Consider the following 26821-nt stretch of genomic DNA (forward strand, 5'->3'; position numbering starts at 1 on the left):
ATGGAATGAAATCAAACAAATCTATGCTAAAAGTTTGGAATAAGCTGACCTGTAAAATAGAAAGGAACTATATGATTTACAAAGTTTTTTATCAAGAAACAAAAGAACGTAGCCCACGCCGTGAAACAACACGCGCACTTTACCTAGACATCGATGCCAGCTCAGAACTTGAGGGTCGCATCGCTGCTCGCCAACTTGTCGAAGAAAATCGCCCAGAGTACAACATCGAGTATATCGAACGCTTGTCTGACAAATTGCTAGATTACGAAAAAGAAACTGGCGCCTTCGAAATCACGGAGTTCTAATATGGCCTATACTCTTAAACCTGAAGAAGTCGGCGTTTTTGCTATCGGTGGTCTGGGGGAAATCGGGAAAAACACATACGGAATTGAATACCAAGACGAGATTATCATCGTAGATGCTGGGATTAAATTCCCAGAAGATGATTTGCTTGGTATCGACTACGTCATTCCTGATTACTCATACATCGTGGACAATATCGACCGCGTCAAGGCTGTCTTAATCACACACGGACACGAGGACCACATCGGTGGGATTCCATTCCTGCTCAAGCAAGCAAATGTCCCTATCTACGCTGGACCGCTTGCCTTGGCTTTGATCCGTGGAAAACTCGAAGAACACGGCCTCTTGCGCAACGCCAAACTTTACGAAATCAACCACAACACTGAGTTGACCTTTAAAAATCTCAAGGCAACTTTCTTTAGAACGACTCACTCTATTCCAGAGCCTTTGGGGATTGTCATTCATACTCCTCAAGGGAAAATTGTCTGTACAGGTGACTTCAAGTTTGACTTAACACCAGTTGGTGAACCAGCAGACTTGCACCGTATGGCAGCTCTTGGTGAAGAAGGCGTGCTCTGTCTCCTGTCTGACTCGACAAATGCAGAAATTCCAACCTTTACCAACTCTGAAAAAGTCGTTGGTCAGTCCATCATGAAGATTATCCAAGGCATCGAAGGACGTATCATCTTTGCATCCTTTGCCTCAAATATCTTCCGTCTCCAACAAGCAACAGAAGCTGCTGTTAAGACTGGGCGTAAGATTGCGGTCTTTGGTCGTTCTATGGAAAAGGCCATTGTCAACGGAATTGATCTTGGCTACATCAAAGCTCCTAAGGGAACCTTTATCGAGCCAAATGAAATCAAAGACTACCCTGCAGGAGAAATTCTGATCCTCTGTACAGGTAGTCAGGGTGAGCCGATGGCCGCCCTCTCTCGTATCGCCAACGGAACCCACCGTCAGGTGCAACTCCAACCAGGCGATACGGTCATCTTCTCTTCAAGTCCAATCCCTGGAAACACTACTAGCGTCAACAAGCTGATTAACATCATTTCTGAAGCTGGTGTCGAAGTTATCCACGGTAAAGTGAACAATATCCATACATCTGGACACGGTGGCCAGCAAGAGCAAAAACTCATGCTCCGCTTGATTAAGCCAAAATACTTCATGCCTGTCCACGGTGAATACCGCATGCAAAAAGTCCACGCTGGACTAGCGGTAGATACTGGTGTTGAGAAGGACAATATCTTTATCATGAGCAATGGTGACGTGCTTGCCCTTACTGCTGATTCAGCTCGTATCGCAGGTCATTTCAACGCCCAAGACATCTATGTCGATGGAAATCGTATCGGTGAAATCGGTGCTGCTGTCCTCAAGGATCGTCGTGATCTATCTGAAGACGGTGTCGTTCTGGCAGTCGCAACTGTTGATTTCAAGTCGCAGATGATTCTATCTGGTCCAGATATCCTCAGCCGAGGTTTTGTCTACATGAGAGAGTCTGGAGACTTGATTCGTCAAAGTCAGCGTATCCTTTTCAATGCCATTCGTATCGCACTGAAAAACAAGGACGCTAGCGTGCAATCTGTCAATGGTGCCATTGTCAACGCAATTCGCCCCTTCCTCTATGAAAATACAGAACGTGAACCGATCATCATCCCGATGATCCTCACACCAGATGAAGAATAAAGCAAGAAAACAGCCCCGATTTTCGGAGCTGTTTTTCTCTATGCTTTCTTTTCTTGATTCTTAGAAATACTACGATTTTTACCTTCCAAATATACCATCAAAATAGAAATATCTGCTGGGTTTACTCCCGAAATACGGCTGGCTTGGCCGATGGTTTCTGGATTGATGAGTTTGAACTTCTGACGGGCTTCGGTTGCGATAGAATCAATGTCATCCCAGTCAATATTGGCTGGAATACGTTTTTCTTCCATGCGTTTCATCTTAGCAACCTGGTCCATGGCTTTGGAAATATAGCCTTCGTACTTGATTTCTGTTTCAATCAATTCGATAATCTTGTCATCCAAGTCCTCTGCAGCTGGTCCGATAAAGGCAACCACATCTTGATAAGAAACTTCTGGACGACGAAGGAATTCCTTGGCTGTCACTGCATCGGTCAACGGCTTGAAGCCCATCTCCTCAACCTTGGCATTGGTTTCCTTGACTGGCTTGAGCTTGATACTGTCTAGGCGCTTCATCTCATTGTCAAATTGATTTTTCTTGATTTCAAAACGAGCCCAGCGTTCATCATCCACAAGTCCAATCTCGCGTCCCATCTCAGTCAAACGCATATCAGCATTGTCATGACGGAGAATGAGACGGTATTCAGCACGGCTGGTCAAGAGACGGTAAGGTTCAATGGTTCCCTTGGTCACCAAATCGTCAATCATCACCCCGATATAACCGTCACTGCGCTTCAAAATCAATTCAGGCTTGCCTTGGACTTTCAGAGCCGCATTGATCCCAGCGATAATCCCTTGGCCTGCTGCCTCTTCGTAACCTGACGTTCCATTAGTCTGACCAGCAGTGAAAAGTCCGGAGATTTTCTTGGTTTCCAGAGTCGCACGCAACTGGTGAGGCAAGACCATATCATACTCAATGGCATAACCTGTCCGCATCATCTCTGCATTTTCCAAACCTTTGATAGAATGAACAAGTTCACGTTGCACATCCTCAGGTAGACTGGTTGAAAGTCCTTGAACATAGACTTCCTCAGTATTGCGCCCTTCTGGCTCAAGGAAGAGTTGGTGGCGTTCCTTATCCGCAAAGCGCACAATCTTGTCCTCAATCGACGGACAGTAACGAGGCCCCACTCCCTTGACCACACCTGTAAACATAGGAGCACGGTGGAGGTTATTTTGGATAATTTCATGGCTGGTACCATTGGTGTAGGTCAACCAGCATGGCACTTGATCCTTGACATAGTCCTCATCACGCGAAGTATATGAGAAGTGATTTGGCGCTTCGTCCCCTGGCTGAATCTCTGTCACGTCGTAATTGATAGAAGAAGCCTTGACACGTGGAGGTGTTCCTGTCTTGAAACGACCAATTTCGAGTCCTAATTCCTTAAGATTGTCAGCAAGGTTAATAGAAGCCAAGCTGTGGTTAGGACCTGATGAATACTTAAGGTCTCCAATAATAATTTCCCCACGAAGGGCTGTCCCTGTCGTCACGATAACGGCCTTAGCAGCATATTCTTGATGGGTCGCTGTACGAACACCGACAACCTTGCCGTCTTCAACCAAAATCTCATCAATCATGGTCTGACGAAGGGTCAGATTTTCTTGATTTTCAACCGTCTTGCGCATCTCCTTAGAGTAAAGCTCCTTGTCAGCCTGCGCACGAAGGGCACGGACAGCTGGCCCCTTCCCTGTGTTAAGCATCTTCATCTGGATGTAAGTCTTGTCAATGGTTTTGGCCATTTCACCACCAAGTGCATCAACTTCACGCACGACAATTCCCTTGGCAGAACCACCGATAGAAGGATTACAAGGCATGAAAGCCAGCATTTCAATGTTGATAGTCGCAAGCAAAACCTTACAACCCATACGGCTAGCGGCCAAGGAAGCCTCGACCCCAGCGTGTCCCGCACCGATTACAATAATATCGTATTCTTCAGTAAAATTATAAGTCATATTTCTCTCCTATTCCTCAAGATGAATGTGTCTTAGTTGGCCGTCCCAATCTAGTAGGGCTGTTTTTAAAAAGGCTGGAACTAGATTGATACCCTCAAGCTTGTCTATGTCAATCCATTCACAGGGTTGCGTTTTCTCATCTTCCTGCATGGTCAATGGGGCATCCTCAAGCAAATCCACCAGATAATGAAACTCGATATTGTGATAGGAAACACCGTCCTGTTCAAAACGATTTTCAACCACGAAAGCTAGTTGCCCAGCTTGAGCTTTGACACCCAGTTCTTCCTTCACTTCACGAACTACCGCGTCTTCCGTGCTTTCATTGACTTGAATTGCACCGCCGATAGTATAATACTTTCCCTTTTCTTTGGTAACTAGGAGCTTACGATTTTGGACAATCAAGGCTGTCGCCCGAACTCCAAAAACCGTATTGTCTACTTTTGTTCGAAAGTCTTGTTGAGTCATTTTTATCCTTTCCCTTAAACGACACAAAAACAGTCAAAACTCCAAAGAAGTGCAGGACAAAAAAGCCTGCAACATCCATGAGCTTTGACCATCATTTCTATTGCTTTTATTATTGTAGCAAATTGAGAAAATTTGTCAATCTAAATGTACTGACAAACTTGTCCATCGCGGTAAGCATTGTCAATCAAACCGCCACCGAGACACTCTTCGCCATCGTAAAAGACAACTGCCTGTCCTGGTGTAATCGCGCGTTGCGGTTCTGCAAAGATAACCTCTGCCTTATCTCCTTTGACATGGACGGTCACCTTCGAATCAGGCTGACGGTAGCGAAATTTTGCTGTGCATTCTAGCGTAAATTCCTCTGGCATGTCACGAGTAAAGTGGACTTGACTGGCCTCTAGGCTGGTTGACATGAGCGAATCATGGTAGAAACCTTGGCCTACATAGAGAATATTCTTGCTTAGGTCTTTTCCGACAACGAACCAAGGGGCATTGTCACCACCGTGTTGCCCACCGATACCGAGACCGCCACGCTGACCGATTGTATAGTACATCAGGCCTGCATGCTCACCCATATCGCGACCATCTACAGTCATCATGCGACCAGGCTGAGCTGGCAGATAGTTGCTGAGGAAGTTTTTAAAGTTCTTTTCTCCGATAAAGCAAATCCCTGTCGAGTCTTTCTTCTTAGCAGTCGCAAGACCTGCTTCTTCTGCTAGTCTGCGAACTTCAGGCTTTTCCAAATGCCCCAGAGGGAACATGGTTTTTTGAAGTTGTTCTTGCGACAGTTGGCTGAGGAAATAGGTCTGATCCTTGCCATTGTCCACGCCACGAAGCATGTGAACGATGCCATCCTCATCACGCGCCACTCGGGCATAATGCCCAGTCGCTACATAGTCTGCACCCAAGGTCATGGCATAATCCAAAAAGGCCTTGAACTTGATTTCCTTGTTACACATAACGTCTGGATTTGGCGTGCGCCCTGCACGGTATTCCGCTAGGAAATACTCAAAAACGCGGTCCCAGTACTCTTTTTCAAAGTTGACAGAGTAGTAAGGAATGCCAATCTGGTCTGCCACCGCAGCCACATCCTTATAATCTTCGGTCGCCGTACAGACGCCGTTTTCATCTGTGTCATCCCAGTTCTTCATGAAGATACCGATCACATCGTAGCCCTGCTCCTTGAGCAAAAGAGCCGTCACCGACGAATCAACACCACCACTCATCCCCACGACAACACGTGTTTTAGAGTTATCACTCATGGTAAGTCTCCCATCTATTCGTTTATTCACGATTGAAGGTCGTGTGTGCTTCACGATTGAAGGTCGCTTGAGCAGTATTCATTATAACATGCTTGGTTAGAGAAGACAAGAAAGAGGCTGATAATCTGCCAACCTCTTGTTCTGAACCTATCAATCTAGCATTTTTTAGCTTCATTCGCTTTCTTAGCAACTGCAATTTGGTATTTCACTTGGTCAAATCCTGTACCTCCCAAGGAATTTCGTCTTTGAACCGCAGTTTTAGGTTGCAAGTAGACATAGATATCCTCAGCAATGAGGGAATGATAGGTTTGTAATTCCTCCAAAGTCCAATCTTGAATATTTTTAGCAGATTTGATAGAGTCTAGCACTAATCTTCCCACAATCTCATGAGCTTCTCTAAATGGCAAACCTTTCCCTGCCAAATAATCTGCTAACTCAGTCGCATTTGAAAAGTCCTTCTCTGTCGACTCTTGCATTTTTTCCTTGTTTACCTGCAAGCTGAATAACATACCTGCCAATACATCAAGGGAATTTAAAATCGTTTCGACCGTATCAAACATTCCTTCCTTATCCTCTTGCAGATCCTTATTATAAGCTAAAGGCAAGGACTTCATGACTGTCAATAGTCCAAACAGATTCCCATAAACTCTGCCAGTCTTTCCTCGAATCAACTCAGCCATATCTGGATTTTTCTTTTGGGGCATAATAGAGGAACCTGTTGTAAACGTATCTGACAAGGTAATGAATTGGTACTCAAAGCTACACCAATTGATCATTTCTTCACAAAAACGACTCATATGCATCATGAGTATACTGGCATTGGATAGAAATTCTAAGATAAAATCACGGTCACTAACAGCATCCAAAGAATTTGTATAAGGTTGCTTAAACTCCAGCAAATCGCTAGACAATTGGCGATCAATGGGAAAAGTCGTCCCTGCCAAAGCTGCCGCACCTAGAGGGCATAGGTCTGTATGCTTCTGGTTAAATTCAAAACGTTCACTGTCTCTCTGAAACATATTGTAGTAAGCCATCAGGTGGTGGGCAAAACTAATAGGCTGGGCATGTTGCAGATGGGTATAACCCGGCATGATTGTCTCCACATGATTTTCCGCCAAGTCTAATAAAACACCCTTGAGATGAGCCAGTTTATCTAGGACATGGTCTAGTTGTTCCTTGAGATATAAGTGCATATCTGTCGCAACTTGGTCATTTCGAGAACGAGCCGTATGTAACTTCCCTGCAAGGGGGCCAATTTTTTCTGTCAGCAACACTTCCATATTCATATGAATATCTTCGTTTGCGATATCAAAGTCAAGTTGGCCTGCCTCTAGCTCTTTTGAAAGCTCTTTCAAGCCTGCTTGAATCTTTTCTGACTCCTTCAAACTCAAAATGCCCGTCTGACCCAACATCTGAACGTGGGCTAAAGAACCAATCAAATCAAATTTAGCTAATTTCTGGTCAAAAGATATACTCGCACCAAAGCGCTCTACCCAGTCTTCGACAGTACCTTCAAAGCGACCACCCCATAATTTTGTATTCTTAGCCATATCACATCCACCTCTCTATCCAATCGTCCTATTTGGCGCTTTTTTGAACCTCAGAATGAACCTTGGTTGGAAGTCCCCACAACTTAATAAAGCCAACAGCTGCATCTTGGTCAAAGGTATCTGCACTGGTATACGTCGCCAAATTTTCATCGTAAAGAGAATTTGGTGATTTCCGAGCTACGACCTGAGCACTTCCCTTATAGAGTTTGACTTTTGCAGTCCCATTGACAACTTTTTGAGTCTCTTTAATATAAGCAATCAAGGCTTGTGTAGCTGGACTAAACCACAAAGCATTATAAATGAGATTTGATAATTCATTTTCTATGATTGGTTTAAAATGAGCCACTTCTCTCACAAGCGTCAAGTCCTCAATTTCCTTATGAGCTGTCAGCAAGGTTACTGCCCCTGGGCATTCATAGATTTCTCTTGATTTAATCCCCACCAAGCGATTTTCCACGTGGTCAATTCGTCCGACCCCATGTTTTCCAGCTATTTCATTGAGTTTTTGAATCAAATCTGCCAATTTTAGCCCTTCTCCATTGAGGGAAACTGGAACACCTTCACTAAACTCAATATCAATGTATTCTGGCGTATCTGGAGCTTGCTCTGGAGAAGTTGTGATGCCAAAGGCTTCTTCTGGAGCCTGATTCCATGGATTTTCCAAAATACCACACTCATTGGCACGTCCCCAAAGATTTTGGTCGACAGAGTAGGGATTGTCAAGGTCAGCAGGAACAGGTACCCCATTTTCCTTGGCATAATGAATTTCTTCCTCTCGAGACCATTTCCATTCACGAACTGGCGCAATCACTTTTAAATTGGGATCCAAGGCTGCAATCGATACTTCAAAACGTACTTGGTCATTCCCCTTACCTGTACAACCATGAGCAATTGTAGTCGCTCCTGTCTGATGCGCTATTTCAACCAATTTTTTAGAAATAAGAGGGCGGCTCAAGGCAGATACCAAGGGATACTTTTGTTCATAGTAGGCATGTGACTGAAGAGCCACTAGCACATAATCTGTAGCAAATTCGTCCTTAACATCAATGACATAAGATTCGACTGCCCCAACCTTGAGAGCCTTATCATGGATGAAATCCAAGTCTTTCCCTTCACCCACATCCATACAAACTGCAACAACATCATAATCTTTCTTTAACCATGTAATAGCAACTGATGTGTCCAAACCGCCAGAATAGGCCAAAATTACTTTTTCTTTACTCATATTCTTTTCCTTCTTTCTATTTTTCAATGGATGCTTTAAAGGCATCCTCAATGAGTTTGTCTAATTCCCCAGACTCCTTCAACTTTTGAATGGTTTTATCGACTGCCTCTTTCAATTCCTTGCTATCTTTTTTCATGGCGACCGCGTAGGAATCATCTTGCTCTTTTTCAAAATTGAGGTCTGCGATTGCTAAATCAGGATTATTTTCCACAAATCCCTTGGCAACAGGTTCTTCAAAGATAACGGCATCCACTTGCCCTGATTTTAAATCTGTGATTAAATTCCCATTTTTAGGCAGAGATACGAGGGAAGAATTTTGTAGCAAATCTTTCGCCATCGTCTCTTGAATAGAACCTTTCTGCGCTCCGACCTTTTTCTGCGCTAAGTCGTTGACAGACTGATAAGTGGCTAAATCAGATTTTTTGACAATGAGCTTATTTTTTGAAGTATAGTAGGGAGTTGAAAAATCGAACACCTTACTCCGTTCATCTGTCTTAGAAACACCTGATATGGCAAGATCGGCTTTTCCTGATTGAACACTAGCCAGTACATTGTCAAAACTCATGGGAGATAGTTCCAATTCGACACCTAGTTCTGTTGCGATAGCCTTGGCTAATTCGATATCTGAACCCACAATCTGATTTTTCCCATCAACCACTTTTTGGTATTCAAATGGAGCAAAATCTGGATTGAGGGCTACAACCAATTTTCCTTTGGACTTGATGGCTTCAATTCCAGCCGATTGATTGTTACTACAAGCAAATAGTAGGGGGAGCATCACTAAACCAAACATCGTCATCAACACCTTCTTCATCTTATTCATAACAAAGCCTCCTTTATGTTTATTCTTTTTGGTTGTATAAATAATACTCCTATCCTCATCGTTTGTCAAGCCTAAATTGAAAAATTTTTCAATTTGAAACAAAAAAACCTAGAAATACTACATAAAAATGTCATTCCTAGGCGTATTTATGCTATTTCTCTCTGGAAAGCATGAGTATTCAGTCAGTTAAAATGAGCTGAACGGACTCATTCCCCCTCGCCCAATTCAATGATACGATGACATTGTTGGGCTACATAAGCATCGTGGGTCACAATAATAACTGTTTTCCCCTCGCGATTCATCTCTAAGAGAAACTTCAAGACCAAATCTCTATTTTCAGGATCCAGAGAACCTGTTGGTTCATCGGCTAAAATCAGCTGGCTGGGTTTTAAGATGGCTCTAGCAACTGCAATTCGTTGTTGTTCGCCACCAGACAACTCGGAGACCTTTTGATGCAAAGTAGCTGACAAACCTACTCTCTCTAAAATCTCTTCCACCTTTTTGAGCTTGTCTTTCTTAGACAATTTTACATATTTCAGCGCCAGCATGAGATTGTACTCGACCGTTTCATCATCAATCAGGGCAAAATTTTGAAACAGATAAGAGATATGTTCACGGATTATTGTTTGCGACTTAGCAGAATTGACCGCTAGATTTGTCTGACCAAAAATCTCATACCGTCCGCTATAATCACCATCTATCAAACCTAATAAATTTAACAAGGTCGACTTACCACTACCACTTTTTCCAACAATGGCTACCAAATCCCCCTGATCAATCCTGAGAGACAAGTGATCCAAAATCACTTTTCCTCCAATGGTTTTGGTAATATTTTCCAACTCAATCATAAGATGCCCCCTTTCAATAACTCTACTAGACTTTTTTTCTCCATCTTAGAAGCCAAGGCTAGCACAAATAGTATATCCAAACATGTAAAACCTGCAAACAGTAGAAGTGGCAGGAGCGCATGGGCAAAGAAAATCAATACTAGAAGAGGCAAACTATAGCCCAGCAAGAGCAGAACGAGGAGAGGGCGGTAGCGATCGACCAGTTTCCACCCCATAAACTTCTTGGTAATGATATCCCTGCGCTTCAACAAGAAAGTGGTAACGAGTAAAAAGTAGGAGACAATCATACTGAGAAGAGCAAATAAGGCAAAAAGAACGTTAAAATTACGAACAGAATCCCGATAGGTATCAACCATACCCTCTTGAATTGCTTGAATCGATGAAAATTTTAAATAGCTACCATCAGATAAGTTATCGACTAACTCTGTAATCACTTTTTGATTTTGTTCTGTATTTTCAATTTTCATCGGGTTGTTTAAACCTGTCGTTGACAAGTGAGTCTTTTCTTCCCACATCATGTCTTGATCATTTACCAGACTAATGATTGGATTGTGGAGATTTTCCTTTCGCTCATTATTATAAGGGAAGAAAGACCAATCTCCTTCATAGTAGGCAATTTCTACATCCATATCTTCTATCCTTTGCTTTTGCTGATCTTCATACCTCAGAGAAAGATAGGCGATGGATTTTCCCAAGAACTGATTCTTGCCTTCTTGTCCTTTGTCACTGATTGGCAACAAAATCACCTTTTTAGTGCCGGTATCTGGTAACTTGAATCCCTTGCTCTTTAGAAAATTGCTATTAGCATAGTAAACATCTACCTTATCAGGCAGTTGGTAGTTCTGCACTTGTTCAGCTTTGATGACTGGTTTGATAGGAAGACTCGTACTTCGCACATAGTTTACTTGTGTTTTTGCTAGCAAGTCTTGATAAAATTGGTAGAAATAATCTGTAGATTTCCCTGAACCTGCTAGCTCTTCTTGCCACAGGTTATCATTGAGTTTGAAGGTTTCTAAGGTCAGGTAATTTCCTTGGCTTACCCACTGTTGCTGATAAGCAAGTTCTTTGTTTTCTTGTTCTAAACTTCTGCCCACCCCAATCAGTAAGGCCGTCAGTAAAATAGTTGTCCCTATTTTCATCACATAATTGAAGATAAGACCAAGTTTGACAGATGAAAAACCTTTCAACATGGAGCTGACTGTCATTTTCTGAATCATCAGGTAGGTCAGCCAACTGATGAACAAATACAACTGTAAAAGCAGAAATTGGGATAAGAGTAAACTTGGGAACAGAAGTTTTGGTCTGTAGTCCAGCACTAAAAATAGTCCCAAGTCAATGATAAGACTTCCACCCAAGAGAAGATAAAAATTAGTCTTTACAAAACCAGCTAAAATCGCCCTGCTTTGGAAACCAAGTAACTTTTGAACCCCCACTCGTTTCATCTCCATCATCGGTTGATACACTGTCACTAACACAAGAAGCAAAATAGCCAAGACAAAAACAATGGCAGATAAAAGCAAATCTCGATTTATGACTTCCACTGCACTTTTGTAGGTCGGCTCTAGCAAGGTAGCCTGGTCTATCTTGAAAAAATCGCTCCACTTTTGTAGAATGGTATCGCGATCTATCTCTTTGCTGGAGGTAATCATGTAGCGTCCATTTACAGTATGGGATTTATCCTCAATATAGGATTGGAAGGTCTGGAGTCGAATGAGTTTCACCTTTAAAAAGGTGGGAATGGTTCCTAGATTATTGGGAAGATCCTGGTTGCTGTAGACTCCCTTCTCATTCTTTGAAAAATCAAGAGAAGTCAGACCGAACTCCTGATAGGGGAAGGTTTCCTTATCAAAAACACCAGCCTTGACGACCTCATCGCCATTATCTACTTTGATAATAGAGACCTTGTCTTGGCTTGCAACCTCTTCAAAAAATTGGAGAATCGTTTCTGTCGGTTTAGTGACATCTTTCAAGTACAAGTCAAATGAATAAGTTGTCTTACCCATCTCCTGAATCCGCACTATTTCTCGTGTAACATTTACATTCAAGACAAAAAACGTAGTACACAGCAAGAGCAGGAGCATACAAAGATGACTGATTTTTTTCATAGAGATACCTCCCGTGAAGAGACGAAACTGGGAAAAACTAACTTTCCAATAAAGCCACACAGTGATTCTCTCAGCTTAATTGTGTTCAAGGCTGAAAACACTGTGTGGTTTTTGAATGTTTAGAGGTTAGTTTTTTGAGCAATCGTCTATCAAAATGTCCGTTTATCTGTCAATAATCCGAGAAAATCTTGTCGTTTCAAGTCGGAGAAGTGTTTGGTAGAAAGACTTCCTTTTTGAAGTCCATCATCTCTAACCTGCAAATAATAGCTATGTTGGCTTGTTTTAATTGTCAAAAAATCGCCAAATATAAAAACTCTTTTCCAGTTGCGAATCTCAAATTCTTTCATCTCTGATTTTGGAATGCGGATAAGTCCTTGTCGCAAATCACGATGGTGCTCACTTGTGAAAGTCATCCCATTCCCAAGATTTCTTATCAGTAGTTCATCTGGAGTCACCATCACCAGCGCTATTTTAGTTAAGAAAATTTCAACTGTTGGTGGTAAAATCGCCAAATTAAACCAGGGATGTAGGTAACGATAAGCTAAGAAATAGTGAGGCTCCTCACCCAATCCTAGTTGTTTATATAATGTCTTAACCTCACTGTCTAATCTCGCTTCAAAAGACATATCCGAATGCTCTTCTTCCTTCCTCTGATTAAAATAACGCATCCAGACTAGAAAACCTATAAAGACTATAATAAATATTCCTGATAAGAGATATTTTACATTGTAGTTCATCACTTAACCTCCTGATTAACTTTTCCGCCTAAAACAGAGGCCTATCTATTTTGAAAATAGTTCCATAACAACTTTAAATAAAACTGGTGACATTGTATCAAGCTAGAATTCTTTCTTTTCTAGCTGCATCATAATTCTTTGCTGAATACAAAGTTAAGGGTATTGTATTTGTTAACGCTTACACAATCCCTATTTTACCTATATTATAAATCAACATATATAACCTGTCAAGTAATTAAAGAAAAATATTAAATATTTTCAAGTAGTTTCAGTCTTGAATACAATCAAGTTGAAAGGAATACCGTGTGGTTTTTGAATTTTTGAAGTTTCATAGGTCAGTTTGTTGGATAATGTTATAAGAAAATTCATGCTCATCAATAGAAGGCTTAATTCCCCTACAATTATCTGTTTACCTCTGTTATACATTCTAATTTTCTTTAGTCAGCGCAACATCTTTTTATTTTTTGCTAGATTTTGAGACGGTAAATAATACTAAATGAAACTAAAATGAATACTCCTTGCTTTTCTTGAGAGTGAAAAAATACAATAAAATGATTGTAGTGATTACCACAAGATACTGACTAATAGACATCGTATTTGAAGCCACAAATACAGGTAAGGAATAAAAAGGAAGAAGTTCAATTGCTTTGATAAACAAATCATTACTAGTATTCATCATAATCGTATTTAATATATTAGGGATAAAGAGTAGTAAAGCTACTAAAATACCAAATACCAAGCCACTTTTCAATTTGTATAAATAGAAAATGTAAGATAATAGAAAATAAAATAGGACTAACAAAATTGTATTGACTACAATGGCTACTATAAAATCTAATCCTAAATCACCTGGAACACCCAATTTACTTACGATGACTAGTAGCACAATGCCATTCAAAGCATAAATAATGGAAACTGAGATGGCATATAGAAAATTAGACAAGACGTAAATCATCCGATTCTTCTGTTGATTATAAAACAAACTTATCGTATTGTGGGAAAAATCTCTACTAATGACTCGATTAGCATGTATAACAGCCATTAACATACCGAGCATAGCATAAAAGTTTGAAATATGCTTAATACCAAGCGATGTCCCTTGAGTCTTTAGAATAAAGAATGTAACCAATATCGGCGGTATAAACGAGATAATCAAACCGAGATATATTACGCCTGATGAATATAAATCTCTTATATTTTCCTTAAGAAAATTCAATTTATTTAATTTCATGATTATAACCTTCCTTTATTTTGAACGATTTAGATAAATATCTTTAAGCGTCTCTTTTTTAGTTTCAAAATCAACTACTTTAATAGAGTTTTCGTTAAAAAATTTAAAAAGCTCACTACTTTGAATATTCCCAGACATAGTAATTCTCAGTCCCTCTTCCTGAACAATATCCCCAAATTCTTGTTTGGTAATGAAAATGTCTCTATCTGTAGCTGATGAAAAAGCTATCTCAAACAAGCAATTATGACTATCTTTTCCTACTTTTTGAAATGTCAACAGCCCGTTCTCCAAGAAAAGAACCCTTTCACAAATTTCTTCAATATCTTCTAATTTATGACTCGATATTAAAATTCCCACATTTTCATGTAAAGCTAAATTGTTTAGAACCGCTAAAACTATTTGTGATGATTCAATATCTAAACCATTAGTCGGTTCATCTAAAATCAATATATCAGGTTCCGTAACAAGAGTTAGAAGCAAAGCTAATTTTTGTTTTGTACCCAAAGAATAGGTCTTTACTTTTTTATTAATAGACTGACTCAAATCTAACTCTTGGATCAAACTTCCAAATCTTTCTTGATTGTAGTCAACACCATATAAATTTGACAAATATTTTAAATTCTCAAAACCTGTTTTAGATAAAAATAATTTTGGTTCTTCGATTAAATACCCAACATTATCACTACTTATAATATTCCCTGAAGTCGGTTGATTATTCTGAACAAGAATTTTCATCAACGTACTCTTACCAACTCCATTTCTCCCTACTAGACCAACAATTTCACCCTTGTTAAGTGCAAAATTTATATCTTTGAGAATGATTGAATGACCATAATGCTTACTTACATTTATAACTTCCATTTTTTATTCCTCCATTAATATCTTTTAGAATTAAATAACTTGTCCTGATATAATATAGTATACCTCTTCTTTACTCTATTTTAAAATTAGTTAACTTTTTTCACACATTATTTTAGCTTTCTTTTTTACTTTTTATATTACTATGATACAATATTTTTAATAGGATTTTATTATTTGTTAACTTTTTTCACAAAAAGGAGAAAGCCCATGCGTTATGATTTCGGAAAAGTCTATAAAGAAATACGTGAGTCAAAAGGATTGACCCAAGAAGAGGTCTGTGGGGAGGTTCTCTCAAGAACCAGCTTATCAAAAATTGAAAGTGGTAAAGTAACTCCCAAATATGAAAATATGGAGTTTCTTCTCCGGCAAATCAATATGAGTTTTGAAGAGTTTGACTATATCTGCCACCTCTATCAACCGAGCCAACGAACAGAAATCATGCAAACCTATCTCAATATGAGCTCAACCCTAGGGACTAGTGAACTCGAAAAACTATTTCAAAAATGCCAAGACTATCTCAAAACCCGCCACGACCTACCTATAGAAGAAATCAGGGATATGCTTGAAGTTGTCATTCATATCCGTCAACATGGTACAGAGCAACTGTCAGACCAAGTGAAACAGATTGTCAAAAAACTTTGGGAAAAAATTGAAAAACAAGATACATGGTATGAAAATGACCTAAAAATCCTCAATACCATCCTTTTCAGCTTTCCTATTGAACACCTCCATCTCATCACTGGAAAAATCTTGCAACGCTTGGAAGTCTATAAAAACTACCAACATTTATATGACTTACGAATGGCAATCCTACTCAATCTGTCCACCATTTACTTATACCATCAAGACAAAAACATGTGTCAACAAATCTGCTATACTTTACTAGAGGACGCTAAGAACAAGAAAAGCTACGATAGGCTTGCTATCTGCTATGTCCGTATCGGGATTTGTAGGGATGAGGCTAGACTTATCCAAAAAGGTTTCTCACTTCTAGAGCTGACCGAGGAAACTTCTATGCTGTCTCATCTCAAAAAAGAAGTAGAGACCTATTATCAACCGAAAGAAATATAAAAAGTCGAGGGATTTCCTCGACCTTTTCATATTATTCTGTTCGTTATTTCTTAATACCAGCCGTTATTAAGCCAGAAGTTTTTAGCGGCTGTCCATGAACCGTAACGTCCTGCAACATAGGCATCTGCTACACGTTCTTGGTTTTCAGCTGAGTAGTCACCGTTCAAGTATGAATCTGTCAATTGGTAACGTCCGATATAACGTCCGTTTGTAGCTGTGTAGCTACCGCCTGATTCTTTTTGAGCGATCCATTCTTTAGCTTCTGCTTCAGATCCGCTTACAGTTGAAGCAACCGTTTCTTCTGCTACTGGAGTTTCCTCCTCTACTTCTGTAGTTTCTGCTGCTGGAACTGAAACAGTTTCATCTTGAGCAGCTGGTGCTGCATAAGTCGTTGAAGCTGGTGCTACTGGCGCTGCTGGACCGTCGATAACCAACTCTTGACCAACATAAATCATATGGATGTTGTCAATGTGGTTGTTTTCTGCCAATTTCTCAACTGTTGTGTTGTGAGTTTCAGCGATTTCTGAAAGTGTATCACCTTCTTTAACAGTGTAAGTTGATGATTCTTGAGCAGCTACAAATGATGGAGCAAATACTGCAAACAAGGCAGCTACTCCTGCAAGAGTTGTTTTAATCTTTTTAGTTGTTGATTTCATATTCGAAAATTCTCCTTCTTTCTATAGTACTATCATACCCTTTAAATATTACTGTTTCTTGACACTTTTATGTAGAAATATTACAAAATTATTTTTTATTTCCCTAAATAAGCTATTTTTTGTCATAAAAGATACTATTTTTATGCTATTTGTAGTGTAAAAAGGTTTTCATCCACAATTAAAGCCAAGACCTTCATTCTTTGATATAATAGAGATAAGAATTTTTATAAGGGGAAACTGATGAAATCACTTCGTTTTCAATCTGTCTTTGATATCATCGGACCAGTTATGATTGGCCCATCTAGTAGCCATACCGCTGGTGCTGTTCGTATTGGGAAGATTGTCTCTTCCATTTTTGATGATACTCCGACAGAAGTCGAATTCCAACTATTTAACTCATTTGCCAAGACTTATCGTGGCCACGGGACAGACCTAGCCCTTGTTGCTGGTATTTTAGGCATGGATACAGATGATCCTGAAATTCCAAACAGTCTGGAAATTGCCCACAAGCGTGGCATCAAGATTGTCTGGACTATTCAGAAAGACAGCAATGCTCCTCACCCAAACACCACTAAAATTACCGTCAAAAATGCCCACAAGACTATCAGCGTGACTGGTATTTCTATCGGTGGAGGGAATATTCAGGTCACCGAACTCAATGGCTTTGCCGTCTCTCTCAATATGAATACACCGACTATCATTATCGTTCATCAAGATATTCCAGGTATGATTGCCCTCGTAACAGAGTCACTTTCACGCTATGGTATCAATATCGCCCAGATGAACGTTACTCGTGAAAAAGCTGGTGAAAAAGCCATTATGATTATCGAAGTCGACAGTCGCAACTGTGATGAGGCCATCGAAGAAATTCGAAAAATCCCTCATCTCCACAATGTCAATTTCTTTAAATAGGAGGAAGCATGTTTTATTCTATCAAAGAATTGGTCGAGCAAGCAGAACTGGACTTTCAGGGAAATGTCGCAGAACTCATGATTACAACAGAGTTTGAATTGACCGGTCGTGAACGTGAAGAAATTCTCCTTCTCATGGAACGCAATCTGGAAGTCATGAAAGCCTCTGTCCAACTCGGCCTCAATGAAAATAAATCTCGTAGTGGCCTGACAGGTGGAGATGCTGCCAAATTGGATCACTACATCAAAAACGGAAAAACTCTATCAGATTACACGATACTCTCTGCTGCCCGAAATGCCATTGCAGTCAATGAACACAATGCTAAAATGGGCTTGGTTTGTGCCACTCCGACCGCAGGAAGTGCTGGCTGTCTGCCTTCCGTTCTAACTGCTGCTATTGAAAAATTAGACCTCAGCCACGAGCAACAGCTGGATTTCCTCTTTGCTGCTGGTGCCTTTGGACTAGTCATCGCAAATAACGCCTCTATCTCGGGTGCTGAAGGTGGCTGTCAGGCCGAAGTCGGCTCTGCCTCTGCTATGAGTGCCGCTGCCTTGACGCTAGCTGCTGGTGGGACGCCTTATCAGGCCAGTCAAGCCATTGCCTTTGTCATTAAAAATATGCTGGGCCTCATCTGTGACCCTGTTGCCGGCTTGGTCGAAGTTCCCTGTGTCAAACGCAATGCCATGGGAGCTAGCTTTGCCTTTATCGCAGCAGACATGGCCTTGGCAGGCATCGAATCTAAAATCCCTGTGGATGAGGTTATCGATGCCATGTACCAAGTAGGAGCAAGCATGCCAACTGCCTTTCGTGAAACAGCTGAAGGTGGACTCGCTGCCACCCCAACTGGTCGTCGCCTCCAAAAAGAAATTTTCGGAGAATAAGCTTATCAAATAGGAGAAACTATGACCTCTATCTCAGCTATCTTTTTTGATCTGGATGGAACCCTCGTTGATAGTTCTAGCGGGATTCACAATGCCTTTACCCATACCTTCAAGGAGCTAGGGGTGCCTAGCCCTGATGCCAAAACGATTCGTGGTTTTATGGGACCACCCCTTGAAAGTAGTTTTGCGACCTGCCTTCCCAAAGAACAAATCTCTGAGGCTGTGCAGATATACCGTTCTTACTATAAGGAAAAAGGCATCCATGAAGCTCAGCTCTTCCCTCAGATTGTAGAATTGCTTGAGGAATTATCAAGCAATTATCCTCTCTACATCACCACTACAAAGAATACTCCAACCGCTCAGGATATGACTAAAAATTTGGGAATCCATCATTTCTTTGAGGGCATTTATGGTTCTAGCCCTGAAGCACCCCATAAAGCAGATGTCATTCGCCAAGCCTTGCAGGCACATCAACTAGCCCCTGAACAGGCTATCATCATCGGTGATACCAAGTTTGATATGCTAGGGGCTCAAGAAACAGGCATTCAGAAATTGGCCGTCACTTGGGGATTTAGAGAGCAAGCAGATTTGCTCAACTATCAGCCTGATTATATCGCCCACAAACCCTTAGAAGTTTTGGAGTATTTTCAATAATATAACGGATACTGGGCAAAAACTCCATTTCAGAAGAAAATGGGGCAATCTCTACATAACAAAACGCATATTACCAAGGTTCATTCAGACCTGATAATATGCGTTTTTCTGATTTTAAAGATTTTTTTACTCAACGTGAGTAGTTTGATTAGCAAAGGCGATAATGGCTTGCTTCAACTCATCTCCACTGAGAGTGCGGAACTCTTCAATTTTTTGGTCGATAGCTTCTAGAGGCATGACATTAACCTTACCAACGAAAATCTTATCCATAACCTGATTATCAACAAGTTCGGTTGATACCAAAAGTTCTTCGTAGAGTTTTTCACCTGGACGGATTCCAACTTCAACGATTGGAATTTCACTTTCGGTGTGTCCACTTAAAAGAACCATTTTCTTGGCCAAGTCATAAATCTTGACTGGTTTGCCCATATCAAGGATAAAGACTTCTCCATCTTTAGCATAAGCACCAGCATGGATGACCAGACGACTAGCTTCTGGAATGGTCATAAAGTAACGGGTCATGCGGAAGTCTGTCACCGTTACAGGCCCACCTTCAGCAATCTGACGTTCAAAGACGGGAATGACACTACCACGACTACCAAGAACATTCCCAAAACGAACCGCACAGTAGGTCGATTGGCTACGTTGGTTAAAGCCAGTGACAATCAACTCAGCCACGCGCTTAGTTGCTCCCATAACATTAGGTGGATTGACCGCCTTATCCGTCGAAATCATAACCATCTTAGGCACCTTGGCTTCATCAACAGCCCTAGCTACATTGTAGGTTCCACGGATATTGTTTTTGAAGGCTTCTTTTGGATTACGTTCCATCATAGGAACGTGCTTGTGGGCAGCCGCATGATAAACAATAGCAGGCTTGTACTGCTCGAAGACTTGCAACAGACGGTCATAGTCCTGAATATCTGCGATCACTGGTACATAATCAATCCCTTGGAACTTACGAATTAATTCATGATAAACAAGGTAGATTGAATTTTCCCCATGACCGAGCAAGACAATACGTTCAGGATTGAAGCGACTAACTTGGCGACAAATTTCCGAACCGATTGAACCACCAGCACCTGTAACCAAGATTGTTTTTCCAGTAAGTTCTGCTCCTAGACGCGATTCGTCAAGACGAATTTCCTGACGGCCCAAAAGGTCTGTGATATCAATCTTCTGGAAGCCTCCACCCGCTTGGTGAAGTCCCTGAACAACTGTTTCAACCTTAGGCATCTTGTAACATTTGACACCCAGTTTATTACACATTTGCAGGATACGTTCATACTCTGACGGATCAAGCGACGGAATCGCAACAATAACACGCTCTATTTGATGGCGTTTGGCTAATTCAGGCAGATTATCATAAGAGCCCAAAACAGGGATACCACCGAGTTTTTGACCTTTTTTCTTTTCATCATTATCCAAAATACCGACAAGTTCCAAATCACTGGTTGGGTGTTGGTAGCTGTTCATAAAGAGGGCTCCACCATCGCCAGCACCAATCAAGAAGGTACGACGATGTTCACCATCACCACTGCCTTTTTTGCGTTTAGAGTAGATTAACTGCCAAGTAATCCGTGGCAATAAAATCAAGAAGGTACTCAACAATATAAAAAGAATAATGAAACGGATTGAAAAGAGTGGCAAGAAGGCATAGCAGATTCCATAAGACAAAACACTGCTCGCAGTCACCCCAAAAAAGATTTTCATAAAGTCCGTAATCTTGCTGTAACGGCTGATACTAGCGTTCAACCCCCAAAATCCAATCATCAATTGATAGAGCAGGAAGGCCAAACTCGTATAGATAATGTAGTCAACAGGTGCTGGATTAATCAATCCGTAGAATAAAATATAGGATACAATGATGGAAACCACCATACTGAAAATATCAAATATGCCCCAGAAGACCTGTTTTTGTTGTTTATTTAAAATTTCCACCAGATCAATGACATAATCTGTGAGTTTTTTATTCATAGAAATTTACTCCTCCTTAAAAGAGTTTTACTATATTGTTATTGTAGCACATTTTAATTTATTTGGCTTATTTTTCCAAATAAATTACTGTTCCCTTGTACTCTTTCTTCCATTTAAATCCTCTAATTAAACCTACAATCGTCCCAAGGCCATAAGCAAAGTGAATGAAAAATAAAAGAAAGGGCATCACAATTAGAAATCCATTTTTATGTTTTAATAAAGTTAGCAAAGTGAGTAATAATAAAAGTAGAAAATAGGCACCTAATAGTAAAGTTATGAATACGAATGTGATCGGTAACAATGCTAGACTAAACACAAGACTCAAAACAAATAAACAAGGAACATAGTGAAATAATGATAAACACTTAGGCTGAACATGACTTGTCAAGCCAATCCACAAACCATTTGAATACTTTTGATGCAGCATTTTCTTGAATGTTGGTCGAATATACTGATAAGATAGAATACTTGGGCTATAGCGGATTTTATAACCATGTTCTCGAATTCTATAATGAATATCATTATCTTCCGTTCGACCAAGTTGCTCATTTACTAAACCAACCTTCTGGAAAACCTCTCGTTTATACATCCCGTGGAAAATAGAAGAAACATATCTATCCTCGGAACTATTTCGATAATTGGCAATGCTGCTGCCAAACATATTTTCCTCAACAAGATGCAAGGTCTCTGCCCATTTTCCCTTTCCTTCAACAATCGTCGGTCTAGGTCCCCCACAGACAGATTCACCTTGTTGAATAACAGCCACATTGTTTATTACAAAACTTTCAGTAACTTTTGAATGAGCATCAATTTTTAAAATAAGGTCCCCTACAGAGTGTTTAACACCCAGATTAAAACCACTAGCTTGATTTTTCTTAGGATTGTTATACAATCTGATTGAGTTAAACTCTGTGTCTTCTTTTATAAATTGCTGAATGATAGCTGTTGTCCCATCTGTAGACATAGCATTTATAAATAGAATTTCAATATTTTCTTTAGGATAGGTTTGATTTTTTAAGTCTTCAATTAGACCAGGCAGATATTTTTCTTCATTGTATGCACTGATTACAATGGATACGAGAAGACTTTCAATATTTTGAGTCACTACTACTCTCCTGAATTTTTCCTTCCACTATTTTATCATAATTTTCAAGACTTTCCCATTTTTATCTTGAAAGCCAGAAACCTTACTTGACATTATAGTGAAAAAGCCTTAAAATAAGCTGTTATTAAAATCAGTTAGAAGAGGTATTATATGAAAAAGCAATCACTTTTTTTTGTTCCAGGTATTATCCTAATTGGTGTTTCCTTGCGGACTCCTTTTACTGTTTTACCCATTATTTTGGGAGATATTTCGCAAGGGCTGGGCGTAGAAGTTAGTTCACTTGGTGTCCTGACCAGCCTTCCTCTCCTCATGTTTACTCTCTTCTCGCTCTTTTCTACCCGACTGGCTCAGAAAATTGGCTTAGAACATCTCTTTACCTACAGCCTCTTCTTCTTGACTATCGGTTCTCTGATTCGACTAATCAATCTACCCCTGCTCTATCTAGGAACCTTGATGGTTGGGGCAAGTATCGCAGTCATTAATGTTCTGCTTCCTAGTCTCATCCAAGCCAATCAACCAAAGAAGATTGGTTTTCTGACCACCTTATATGTAACCTCTATGGGAATTGCAACGGCTCTGGCTTCCTATCTGGCTGTACCTATTACACAAGCCAGTTCTTGGAAAGGACTTATCATCCTCCTCACCCTGCTCTGTCTAGCAACTTTTTTGGTCTGGCTCCCAAATCACCGCTATAATCACAGACTGGCTCCACAAACCAAACAAAAAAGTCAAACAAAGGTTATGCGTAATAAACAGGTCTGGGCAGTGATTGTCTTTGCAGGTTTTCAATCCTTGCTCTTTTACACTGCTATGACCTGGCTACCTACCATGGCTATCCATGCAGGCCTATCCAGTCACGAAGCTGGCTTGCTGACTTCTATCTTCTCTCTGATTAGCATTCCTTTTTCAATGACCATCCCAAGCCTGACAACCAGCTTGTCTACTCGCAATCGTCAGCTTATGCTCACTCTGGTTTCACTGGCTGGTGTGGTCGGCATTTCCATGCTCTTTTTCCCTATCGGTAATTTCTTTTACTGGCTTGCCAGCCATCTCCTCATCGGAACCGCAACCAGCGCCCTCTTCCCTTATCTCATGGTCAATTTTTCACTCAAGACAAGCGCTCCTGAAAAGACAGCCCAATTGTCCGGTCTATCTCAAACAGGAGGCTATATCCTAGCAGCCTTTGGGCCGACTCTCTTTGGCTATAGTTTTGACCTTTTCCACTCTTGGGTACCAGCTGTAGCTGCCCTCTTACTTGTCGATATCCTGATGACTGTGGCCCTCTTTACAGTGGACAGAGCCGATAAAATCCTCTAAAAAAGTTTTTGGGATTTGCCACAAATAAATACGCTTTTCAAGCCAGACTGAGTCTGGTTTTTTTGTATGAGTATATATCTAAAAATCATCATACATATACTAGGAGAAGGATGTGGTTTTTGATATAATAAAATATGTAAAAACTAATTATGAAACGAAAGGGCAGATTAGTTTTAACTAGCAATAATTACTATTTCAAAGTGAGGGCATAGTATGGATGAACAGAAATACAATTTAAAACAAAGTATAGCAGAGTTAGGTAAGCTCCTTGACTTATCGGCTAAAGAGACAAATAAGGATACCTGTGAATCTCTAGCTGAAAAAGCAAAAATAATTTATGAGCAATTTCCAGAATCTGAAGAGATAGCGTTACGATATGCTAGGATTTTAGTCAATTTGTCAGTTGAACAAAAAAATGTTGAGGAGCGTTGGAACACTGCTAATTCTGTCAAACAAATTGTTGATTGCTTCAATCATTCTGAAACCATTGCTTTACATTATGCTATGGCTTTAGTCAATTTATCAGCAAAACAAGAAAATGTTGAGGAGCGTTGGAACACTGTTAATTCTGTCAAACAAATTGTTGACCGCTTCAATCATTCTGAAACCATTGCTTTACAATATGCTATGGTTTTAGTCAATTTGTCAGCTATACAAGAAAATGTTGAGGATTTACTGAACACTACCAATGAAATCGAACAAATTTTTGAGACCTTTAAGCACTCGGAAAGTATTGCCTTACGTTATGCTATGGCTTTAGTCAATTTGTCAGAAAAACAAGAAAATGTTGAGGAGCGTTGGAACACTGCTAATTCTGTCAAAGAAATTTTTGACCGCTTCAATCAATCTGAAACCATTGCTTTACGTTATGCTTTTGCTCTGGGCTATTTGTCGGTTGAACAAGTGAATATTGAGGAGCGTTGGAACACTGTTAATTCTGTCAAAGAAATTTTTGACCGCTTCAAACAGTCTGAAGACATTGCATCACTTTATAGTATCGTTCTAGTCAATTTATCAGCTATACAAGAAAATGTTGAGGAGCGTTGGAACACTGCTAATTCTGTCAAAGAAATTTTTGACCGCTTCAATCAATCTGAAACCATTGCTTTACAATATGCTAAGGCTTTAGTCTATATGTCACGCAAACAAAAAAGTGTTAAGGAATGTTGGAACACTGCTAATTCTGTCAAAGAAATTTTTGACCGTTTCAATCAATCTGAAACCATTGCTTTACAATATGCTAAGGCTTTAGTCTATATGTCACGCAAACAAAAAAGTGTTAAGGAGCGTTGGAACACTGCTAATTCTGTCAAAGAAATTTTTGACCGCTTCAATCAATCTGAAACCATTGCTTTACGTTATGCTTTTGCTCTGGGCTATTTGTCGGTTGAACAAGTGAATATTGAGGAGCGTTGGAACACTGTTAATTCTGTCAAAGAAATTTTTGACCGCTTCAAACAGTCTGAAGACATTGCATCACTTTATAGTATCGTTCTAGTCAATTTATCAGCTATACAAGAAAATGTTGAGGAGCGAATAAACACTGTTAATTCTGTCAAAGAAATCTTTGAGCTTTTCAAACATTCTGAGGACATTTCTTTAGATTATGCCAATGCCCTTTTCAATCTTTCAAAGCTGAAAGATGATATCGAGCAAATAGAGAATACAGTTAATATAATATTAGATATCCTAAAAAATTTCTCTAGCGTTGAAATTCTTAATATTCTAGTGGAAATACTACAAAACAACCATGATATAAAATTAGATACAGATAAGATTCCAACTACTAGTCTCACAAAAGTTTTAGATAAGCTGTGTTTAAATTCTAATATTAACACGGACAGAGAATTACTAATTCGTGCTTTAAACCTTAAACTTGCTTCAGGCCGTAAACTAGTTTTAAATACAAAATATGATATTTTAAACGGTTGGATTGAATACTATAAAGATGACAAAGATAAAAACAAACTCAATCAACTAATAGATATCTATAGGATCGTTCAAGAAATCAAATTTAAACTTGGTTTGAAAGAAGATAATAAGAAGCTTCAATTTGGTCATTACACTAAAGGAAGTATTCTCCAAATTATGTTAGATCAAGATACGTTAGATCAAGATATGTTAAATCAAGAGGAGAATGAAAAGAAGAAAAGTACTTTTTCGGTATCTGGGAAAACTCGATTGTATAATGCTAATTATATGAATGATCCTGAAGAAGGAATCGTCATAGAACAGATATTGGGCTTAGATAGGCGAGACATCTTGGAACCAAGCTCTTGGTTTTTAATGAGTTTTACAAACAAAACGGATGATTTGGCCATGTGGTCCCAGTACGGAGATAATGCTCAAGGTGTTTGTCTAGTGCTTAAGGAAGATGATTTTTCAAGATTCACTTCTTTCAATGATGTGTCATGGCGTAAAGAAACACTACTACTAGAATCTGAAAATAAGAGTGAAGTTGCAATATCTGAATCAAGTAGTGATTTCAAAAGTCCTCTGAATAAATTAGAGAATAATGATTCAACCAATTCTATTAATAGGGATGGAACCCAACTAAAATCTGAGCAAAAAGACAATGTTTCTAAAGGAAGCATTGATTATCTATATAGAATAGCCTATATTAATACGGGTAAAGATTTTGAACTAGAGAAATCCGAACTCTTTGATGATGATGAAATAAAAAAATTAGATGAATCTATAAATCATTTAAAACAAAAGTTGGATGAAAATTTGGATGAAAATGATCCCTTTTATAAAAATGCCATCTCTGAATGTATCGAAGAAATTCGTTACTTATTTAAATCTGTAGATTATAAATATGAAAACGAACTTCGTATCTTACGCTATGCTAATCTAGACCCAAGTAATGATAAAATCAAAATTGATAAAACCTCTGGGATAGGCAAACTTTATGTAGAACGGGAAAACCCAATTCAAATTGAGAAGGTCATTTTTGGTCCTAAGTTTCAAAATCCTGAGTACGTGACTCCCCTATTAAAACTCTTAGATGAGGAAATTAAGTATGAGAAATCTTCGATAAAATTCAGATAATATTCTCACAAACAATCCTCTAAACTTCTAGTTTTTCCTAGGAGTTTTTTTATATATAAAAATTTTACACATTTCTCTTGACAGGGCTTTCTTTTAGATGTACAATGTATGTGTAGAAAAATTATATATAAAAATCTTACACATTAGAAAAG

23 protein-coding genes are annotated in these 26821 nt (G+C 39.6%); 8 read left to right on the plus strand and 15 right to left on the minus strand.

From position 1 onward, the window contains the following. Window positions 1-71 precede the first annotated feature (71 nt). Together QM865_RS03345 and rnjA are read left to right on the plus strand one after the other, a co-directional pair. Window positions 72-305 carry a DNA-dependent RNA polymerase subunit epsilon gene (locus QM865_RS03345; protein WP_000639575.1) on the plus strand — a complete coding sequence of 78 codons (234 nt, stop codon included), beginning with the start codon at window positions 72-74 and terminating at the stop codon, window positions 303-305. A gap of 1 nt (window position 306) precedes the next feature. Beyond that, the gene (rnjA, locus tag QM865_RS03350; RefSeq protein ID WP_261012088.1) at window positions 307-1986 is read left to right on the plus strand and encodes a ribonuclease J1; all 1680 of its coding nucleotides are present in this window, start codon (window positions 307-309) and stop codon (window positions 1984-1986) included. Window positions 1987-2024: 38 nt separating this feature from the next. Here rnjA and mnmG read toward each other — a convergent pair whose 3' ends face one another. From mnmG to QM865_RS03410, 12 genes are all read right to left on the minus strand, one after another. Further along, window positions 2025-3938 carry a tRNA uridine-5-carboxymethylaminomethyl(34) synthesis enzyme MnmG gene (gene mnmG / locus QM865_RS03355; protein WP_042751782.1) on the minus strand — a complete coding sequence of 638 codons (1914 nt, stop codon included), beginning with the start codon at window positions 3936-3938 and terminating at the stop codon, window positions 2025-2027. 9 nt (window positions 3939-3947) lie between these two features. Beyond that, entirely contained in the window at window positions 3948-4403 is a 456-nt protein-coding gene (locus QM865_RS03360) for an NUDIX hydrolase (RefSeq protein WP_414305999.1), read from the minus strand. A 140-nt stretch (window positions 4404-4543) separates the two neighbouring features. Then, a complete protein-coding gene (gene mnmA / locus QM865_RS03365; RefSeq protein ID WP_001282944.1) occupies window positions 4544-5665 on the minus strand; it encodes a tRNA 2-thiouridine(34) synthase MnmA in 1122 nt (373 codons plus the stop codon). 22 nt (window positions 5666-5687) lie between these two features. Then, the gene (locus QM865_RS03370) at window positions 5688-5840 is read right to left on the minus strand and encodes a hypothetical protein (protein WP_414306022.1); all 153 of its coding nucleotides are present in this window, start codon (window positions 5838-5840) and stop codon (window positions 5688-5690) included. Further along, entirely contained in the window at window positions 5821-7215 is a 1395-nt protein-coding gene (gene argH / locus QM865_RS03375; RefSeq protein ID WP_414306000.1) for an argininosuccinate lyase, read from the minus strand. The genes QM865_RS03370 and argH overlap by 20 nt, the downstream gene beginning before the upstream one ends. A gap of 28 nt (window positions 7216-7243) precedes the next feature. Beyond that, complete coding sequence (locus QM865_RS03380; RefSeq protein ID WP_173219442.1) at window positions 7244-8440, minus strand: argininosuccinate synthase; 1197 nt, start codon at window positions 8438-8440, stop codon at window positions 7244-7246. A gap of 16 nt (window positions 8441-8456) precedes the next feature. Beyond that, window positions 8457-9263, minus strand: a complete 807-nt coding sequence (locus tag QM865_RS03385; RefSeq protein ID WP_001038480.1) for an ABC transporter substrate-binding protein — start codon at window positions 9261-9263, stop codon at window positions 8457-8459. A gap of 206 nt (window positions 9264-9469) precedes the next feature. Next, a complete protein-coding gene (locus tag QM865_RS03390) occupies window positions 9470-10111 on the minus strand; it encodes an ABC transporter ATP-binding protein (protein ID WP_414306001.1) in 642 nt (213 codons plus the stop codon). Next, a complete protein-coding gene (locus tag QM865_RS03395) occupies window positions 10108-12216 on the minus strand; it encodes a bacteriocin-associated integral membrane family protein (RefSeq protein WP_414306002.1) in 2109 nt (702 codons plus the stop codon). The genes QM865_RS03390 and QM865_RS03395 overlap by 4 nt, the downstream gene beginning before the upstream one ends. Window positions 12217-12365: 149 nt before the next feature. After that, window positions 12366-12953 carry a hypothetical protein gene (locus QM865_RS03400; RefSeq protein ID WP_414305074.1) on the minus strand — a complete coding sequence of 196 codons (588 nt, stop codon included), beginning with the start codon at window positions 12951-12953 and terminating at the stop codon, window positions 12366-12368. Window positions 12954-13455: 502 nt separating this feature from the next. Beyond that, window positions 13456-14184, minus strand: a complete 729-nt coding sequence (locus QM865_RS03405; RefSeq protein WP_265491950.1) for a hypothetical protein — start codon at window positions 14182-14184, stop codon at window positions 13456-13458. A gap of 15 nt (window positions 14185-14199) precedes the next feature. Then, entirely contained in the window at window positions 14200-15045 is an 846-nt protein-coding gene (locus tag QM865_RS03410; RefSeq protein WP_265491949.1) for an ABC transporter ATP-binding protein, read from the minus strand. Window positions 15046-15252: 207 nt separating this feature from the next. Between QM865_RS03410 and QM865_RS03415 the strand changes: the two genes are divergently transcribed. Beyond that, window positions 15253-16116, plus strand: a complete 864-nt coding sequence (locus tag QM865_RS03415; protein ID WP_261053866.1) for a helix-turn-helix transcriptional regulator — start codon at window positions 15253-15255, stop codon at window positions 16114-16116. Between the two features lie 50 nt (window positions 16117-16166). Here the strand turns inward: QM865_RS03415 and QM865_RS03420 are convergent, their stop codons facing one another. Next, entirely contained in the window at window positions 16167-16772 is a 606-nt protein-coding gene (locus QM865_RS03420; RefSeq protein WP_414306003.1) for a LysM peptidoglycan-binding domain-containing protein, read from the minus strand. A 240-nt stretch (window positions 16773-17012) separates the two neighbouring features. Here QM865_RS03420 and sdaAB point away from each other — a divergent pair, with 240 nt between their 5' ends. The 3 genes from sdaAB to QM865_RS03435 are packed head-to-tail and all read left to right on the plus strand — an operon-like array spanning window position 17013 to window position 19219. After that, window positions 17013-17684, plus strand: coding sequence for an L-serine ammonia-lyase, iron-sulfur-dependent subunit beta (sdaAB, locus tag QM865_RS03425; protein WP_261274977.1), 672 nt, complete (start codon window positions 17013-17015; stop codon window positions 17682-17684). 8 nt (window positions 17685-17692) lie between these two features. Next, complete coding sequence (gene sdaAA / locus QM865_RS03430; RefSeq protein WP_414306004.1) at window positions 17693-18565, plus strand: L-serine ammonia-lyase, iron-sulfur-dependent, subunit alpha; 873 nt, start codon at window positions 17693-17695, stop codon at window positions 18563-18565. A 21-nt stretch (window positions 18566-18586) separates the two neighbouring features. Next, window positions 18587-19219, plus strand: a complete 633-nt coding sequence (locus QM865_RS03435) for an HAD family hydrolase (protein WP_414306005.1) — start codon at window positions 18587-18589, stop codon at window positions 19217-19219. A 126-nt stretch (window positions 19220-19345) separates the two neighbouring features. On the opposite strand, the gene QM865_RS03440 is transcribed toward QM865_RS03435, so the two are convergent. Both QM865_RS03440 and QM865_RS03445 read right to left on the minus strand, forming a co-directional pair. Next, complete coding sequence (locus QM865_RS03440) at window positions 19346-21196, minus strand: polysaccharide biosynthesis protein (protein ID WP_414306006.1); 1851 nt, start codon at window positions 21194-21196, stop codon at window positions 19346-19348. Window positions 21197-21263: 67 nt separating this feature from the next. Then, window positions 21264-22301, minus strand: coding sequence for a glycosyltransferase family 2 protein (locus QM865_RS03445; RefSeq protein WP_414306007.1), 1038 nt, complete (start codon window positions 22299-22301; stop codon window positions 21264-21266). 150 nt (window positions 22302-22451) lie between these two features. On the opposite strand from QM865_RS03445, the gene QM865_RS03450 reads away from it, so the two are divergent. Both QM865_RS03450 and QM865_RS03455 read left to right on the plus strand, forming a co-directional pair. Then, complete coding sequence (locus QM865_RS03450; RefSeq protein WP_414306008.1) at window positions 22452-23618, plus strand: CynX/NimT family MFS transporter; 1167 nt, start codon at window positions 22452-22454, stop codon at window positions 23616-23618. Window positions 23619-23831: 213 nt separating this feature from the next. Continuing rightward, window positions 23832-26669, plus strand: a complete 2838-nt coding sequence (locus QM865_RS03455) for a DUF2971 domain-containing protein (protein ID WP_414306009.1) — start codon at window positions 23832-23834, stop codon at window positions 26667-26669. Window positions 26670-26821 lie beyond the last annotated feature (152 nt).

It is taken from the genome of Streptococcus mitis (genome assembly GCF_047462815.1).
GTDB lineage: Bacteria > Bacillota > Bacilli > Lactobacillales > Streptococcaceae > Streptococcus > Streptococcus mitis_DO.

What these genes read in the sequence shown, in the direction of transcription:
- QM865_RS03345 (WP_000639575.1), top strand. Translation starts at nt 72, where the DNA reads ATGATTTACAAAGTTTTTTATCAAGAAACAAAAGAACGTAGCCCACGC.
- rnjA (WP_261012088.1), top strand. Translation starts at nt 307, where the DNA reads ATGGCCTATACTCTTAAACCTGAAGAAGTCGGCGTTTTTGCTATCGGT.
- mnmG (WP_042751782.1), bottom strand. Translation starts at nt 3,938, where the DNA reads ATGACTTATAATTTTACTGAAGAATACGATATTATTGTAATCGGTGCG.
- QM865_RS03360 (WP_414305999.1), bottom strand. Translation starts at nt 4,403, where the DNA reads ATGACTCAACAAGACTTTCGAACAAAAGTAGACAATACGGTTTTTGGA.
- mnmA (WP_001282944.1), bottom strand. Translation starts at nt 5,665, where the DNA reads ATGAGTGATAACTCTAAAACACGTGTTGTCGTGGGGATGAGTGGTGGT.
- QM865_RS03370 (WP_414306022.1), bottom strand. Translation starts at nt 5,840, where the DNA reads ATGAAGCTAAAAAATGCTAGATTGATAGGTTCAGAACAAGAGGTTGGC.
- argH (WP_414306000.1), bottom strand. Translation starts at nt 7,215, where the DNA reads ATGGCTAAGAATACAAAATTATGGGGTGGTCGCTTTGAAGGTACTGTC.
- QM865_RS03380 (WP_173219442.1), bottom strand. Translation starts at nt 8,440, where the DNA reads ATGAGTAAAGAAAAAGTAATTTTGGCCTATTCTGGCGGTTTGGACACA.
- QM865_RS03385 (WP_001038480.1), bottom strand. Translation starts at nt 9,263, where the DNA reads ATGAATAAGATGAAGAAGGTGTTGATGACGATGTTTGGTTTAGTGATG.
- QM865_RS03390 (WP_414306001.1), bottom strand. Translation starts at nt 10,111, where the DNA reads ATGATTGAGTTGGAAAATATTACCAAAACCATTGGAGGAAAAGTGATT.
- QM865_RS03395 (WP_414306002.1), bottom strand. Translation starts at nt 12,216, where the DNA reads ATGAAAAAAATCAGTCATCTTTGTATGCTCCTGCTCTTGCTGTGTACT.
- QM865_RS03400 (WP_414305074.1), bottom strand. Translation starts at nt 12,953, where the DNA reads ATGAACTACAATGTAAAATATCTCTTATCAGGAATATTTATTATAGTC.
- QM865_RS03405 (WP_265491950.1), bottom strand. Translation starts at nt 14,184, where the DNA reads ATGAAATTAAATAAATTGAATTTTCTTAAGGAAAATATAAGAGATTTA.
- QM865_RS03410 (WP_265491949.1), bottom strand. Translation starts at nt 15,045, where the DNA reads ATGGAAGTTATAAATGTAAGTAAGCATTATGGTCATTCAATCATTCTC.
- QM865_RS03415 (WP_261053866.1), top strand. Translation starts at nt 15,253, where the DNA reads ATGCGTTATGATTTCGGAAAAGTCTATAAAGAAATACGTGAGTCAAAA.
- QM865_RS03420 (WP_414306003.1), bottom strand. Translation starts at nt 16,772, where the DNA reads ATGAAATCAACAACTAAAAAGATTAAAACAACTCTTGCAGGAGTAGCT.
- sdaAB (WP_261274977.1), top strand. Translation starts at nt 17,013, where the DNA reads ATGAAATCACTTCGTTTTCAATCTGTCTTTGATATCATCGGACCAGTT.
- sdaAA (WP_414306004.1), top strand. Translation starts at nt 17,693, where the DNA reads ATGTTTTATTCTATCAAAGAATTGGTCGAGCAAGCAGAACTGGACTTT.
- QM865_RS03435 (WP_414306005.1), top strand. Translation starts at nt 18,587, where the DNA reads ATGACCTCTATCTCAGCTATCTTTTTTGATCTGGATGGAACCCTCGTT.
- QM865_RS03440 (WP_414306006.1), bottom strand. Translation starts at nt 21,196, where the DNA reads ATGAATAAAAAACTCACAGATTATGTCATTGATCTGGTGGAAATTTTA.
- QM865_RS03450 (WP_414306008.1), top strand. Translation starts at nt 22,452, where the DNA reads ATGAAAAAGCAATCACTTTTTTTTGTTCCAGGTATTATCCTAATTGGT.
- QM865_RS03455 (WP_414306009.1), top strand. Translation starts at nt 23,832, where the DNA reads ATGGATGAACAGAAATACAATTTAAAACAAAGTATAGCAGAGTTAGGT.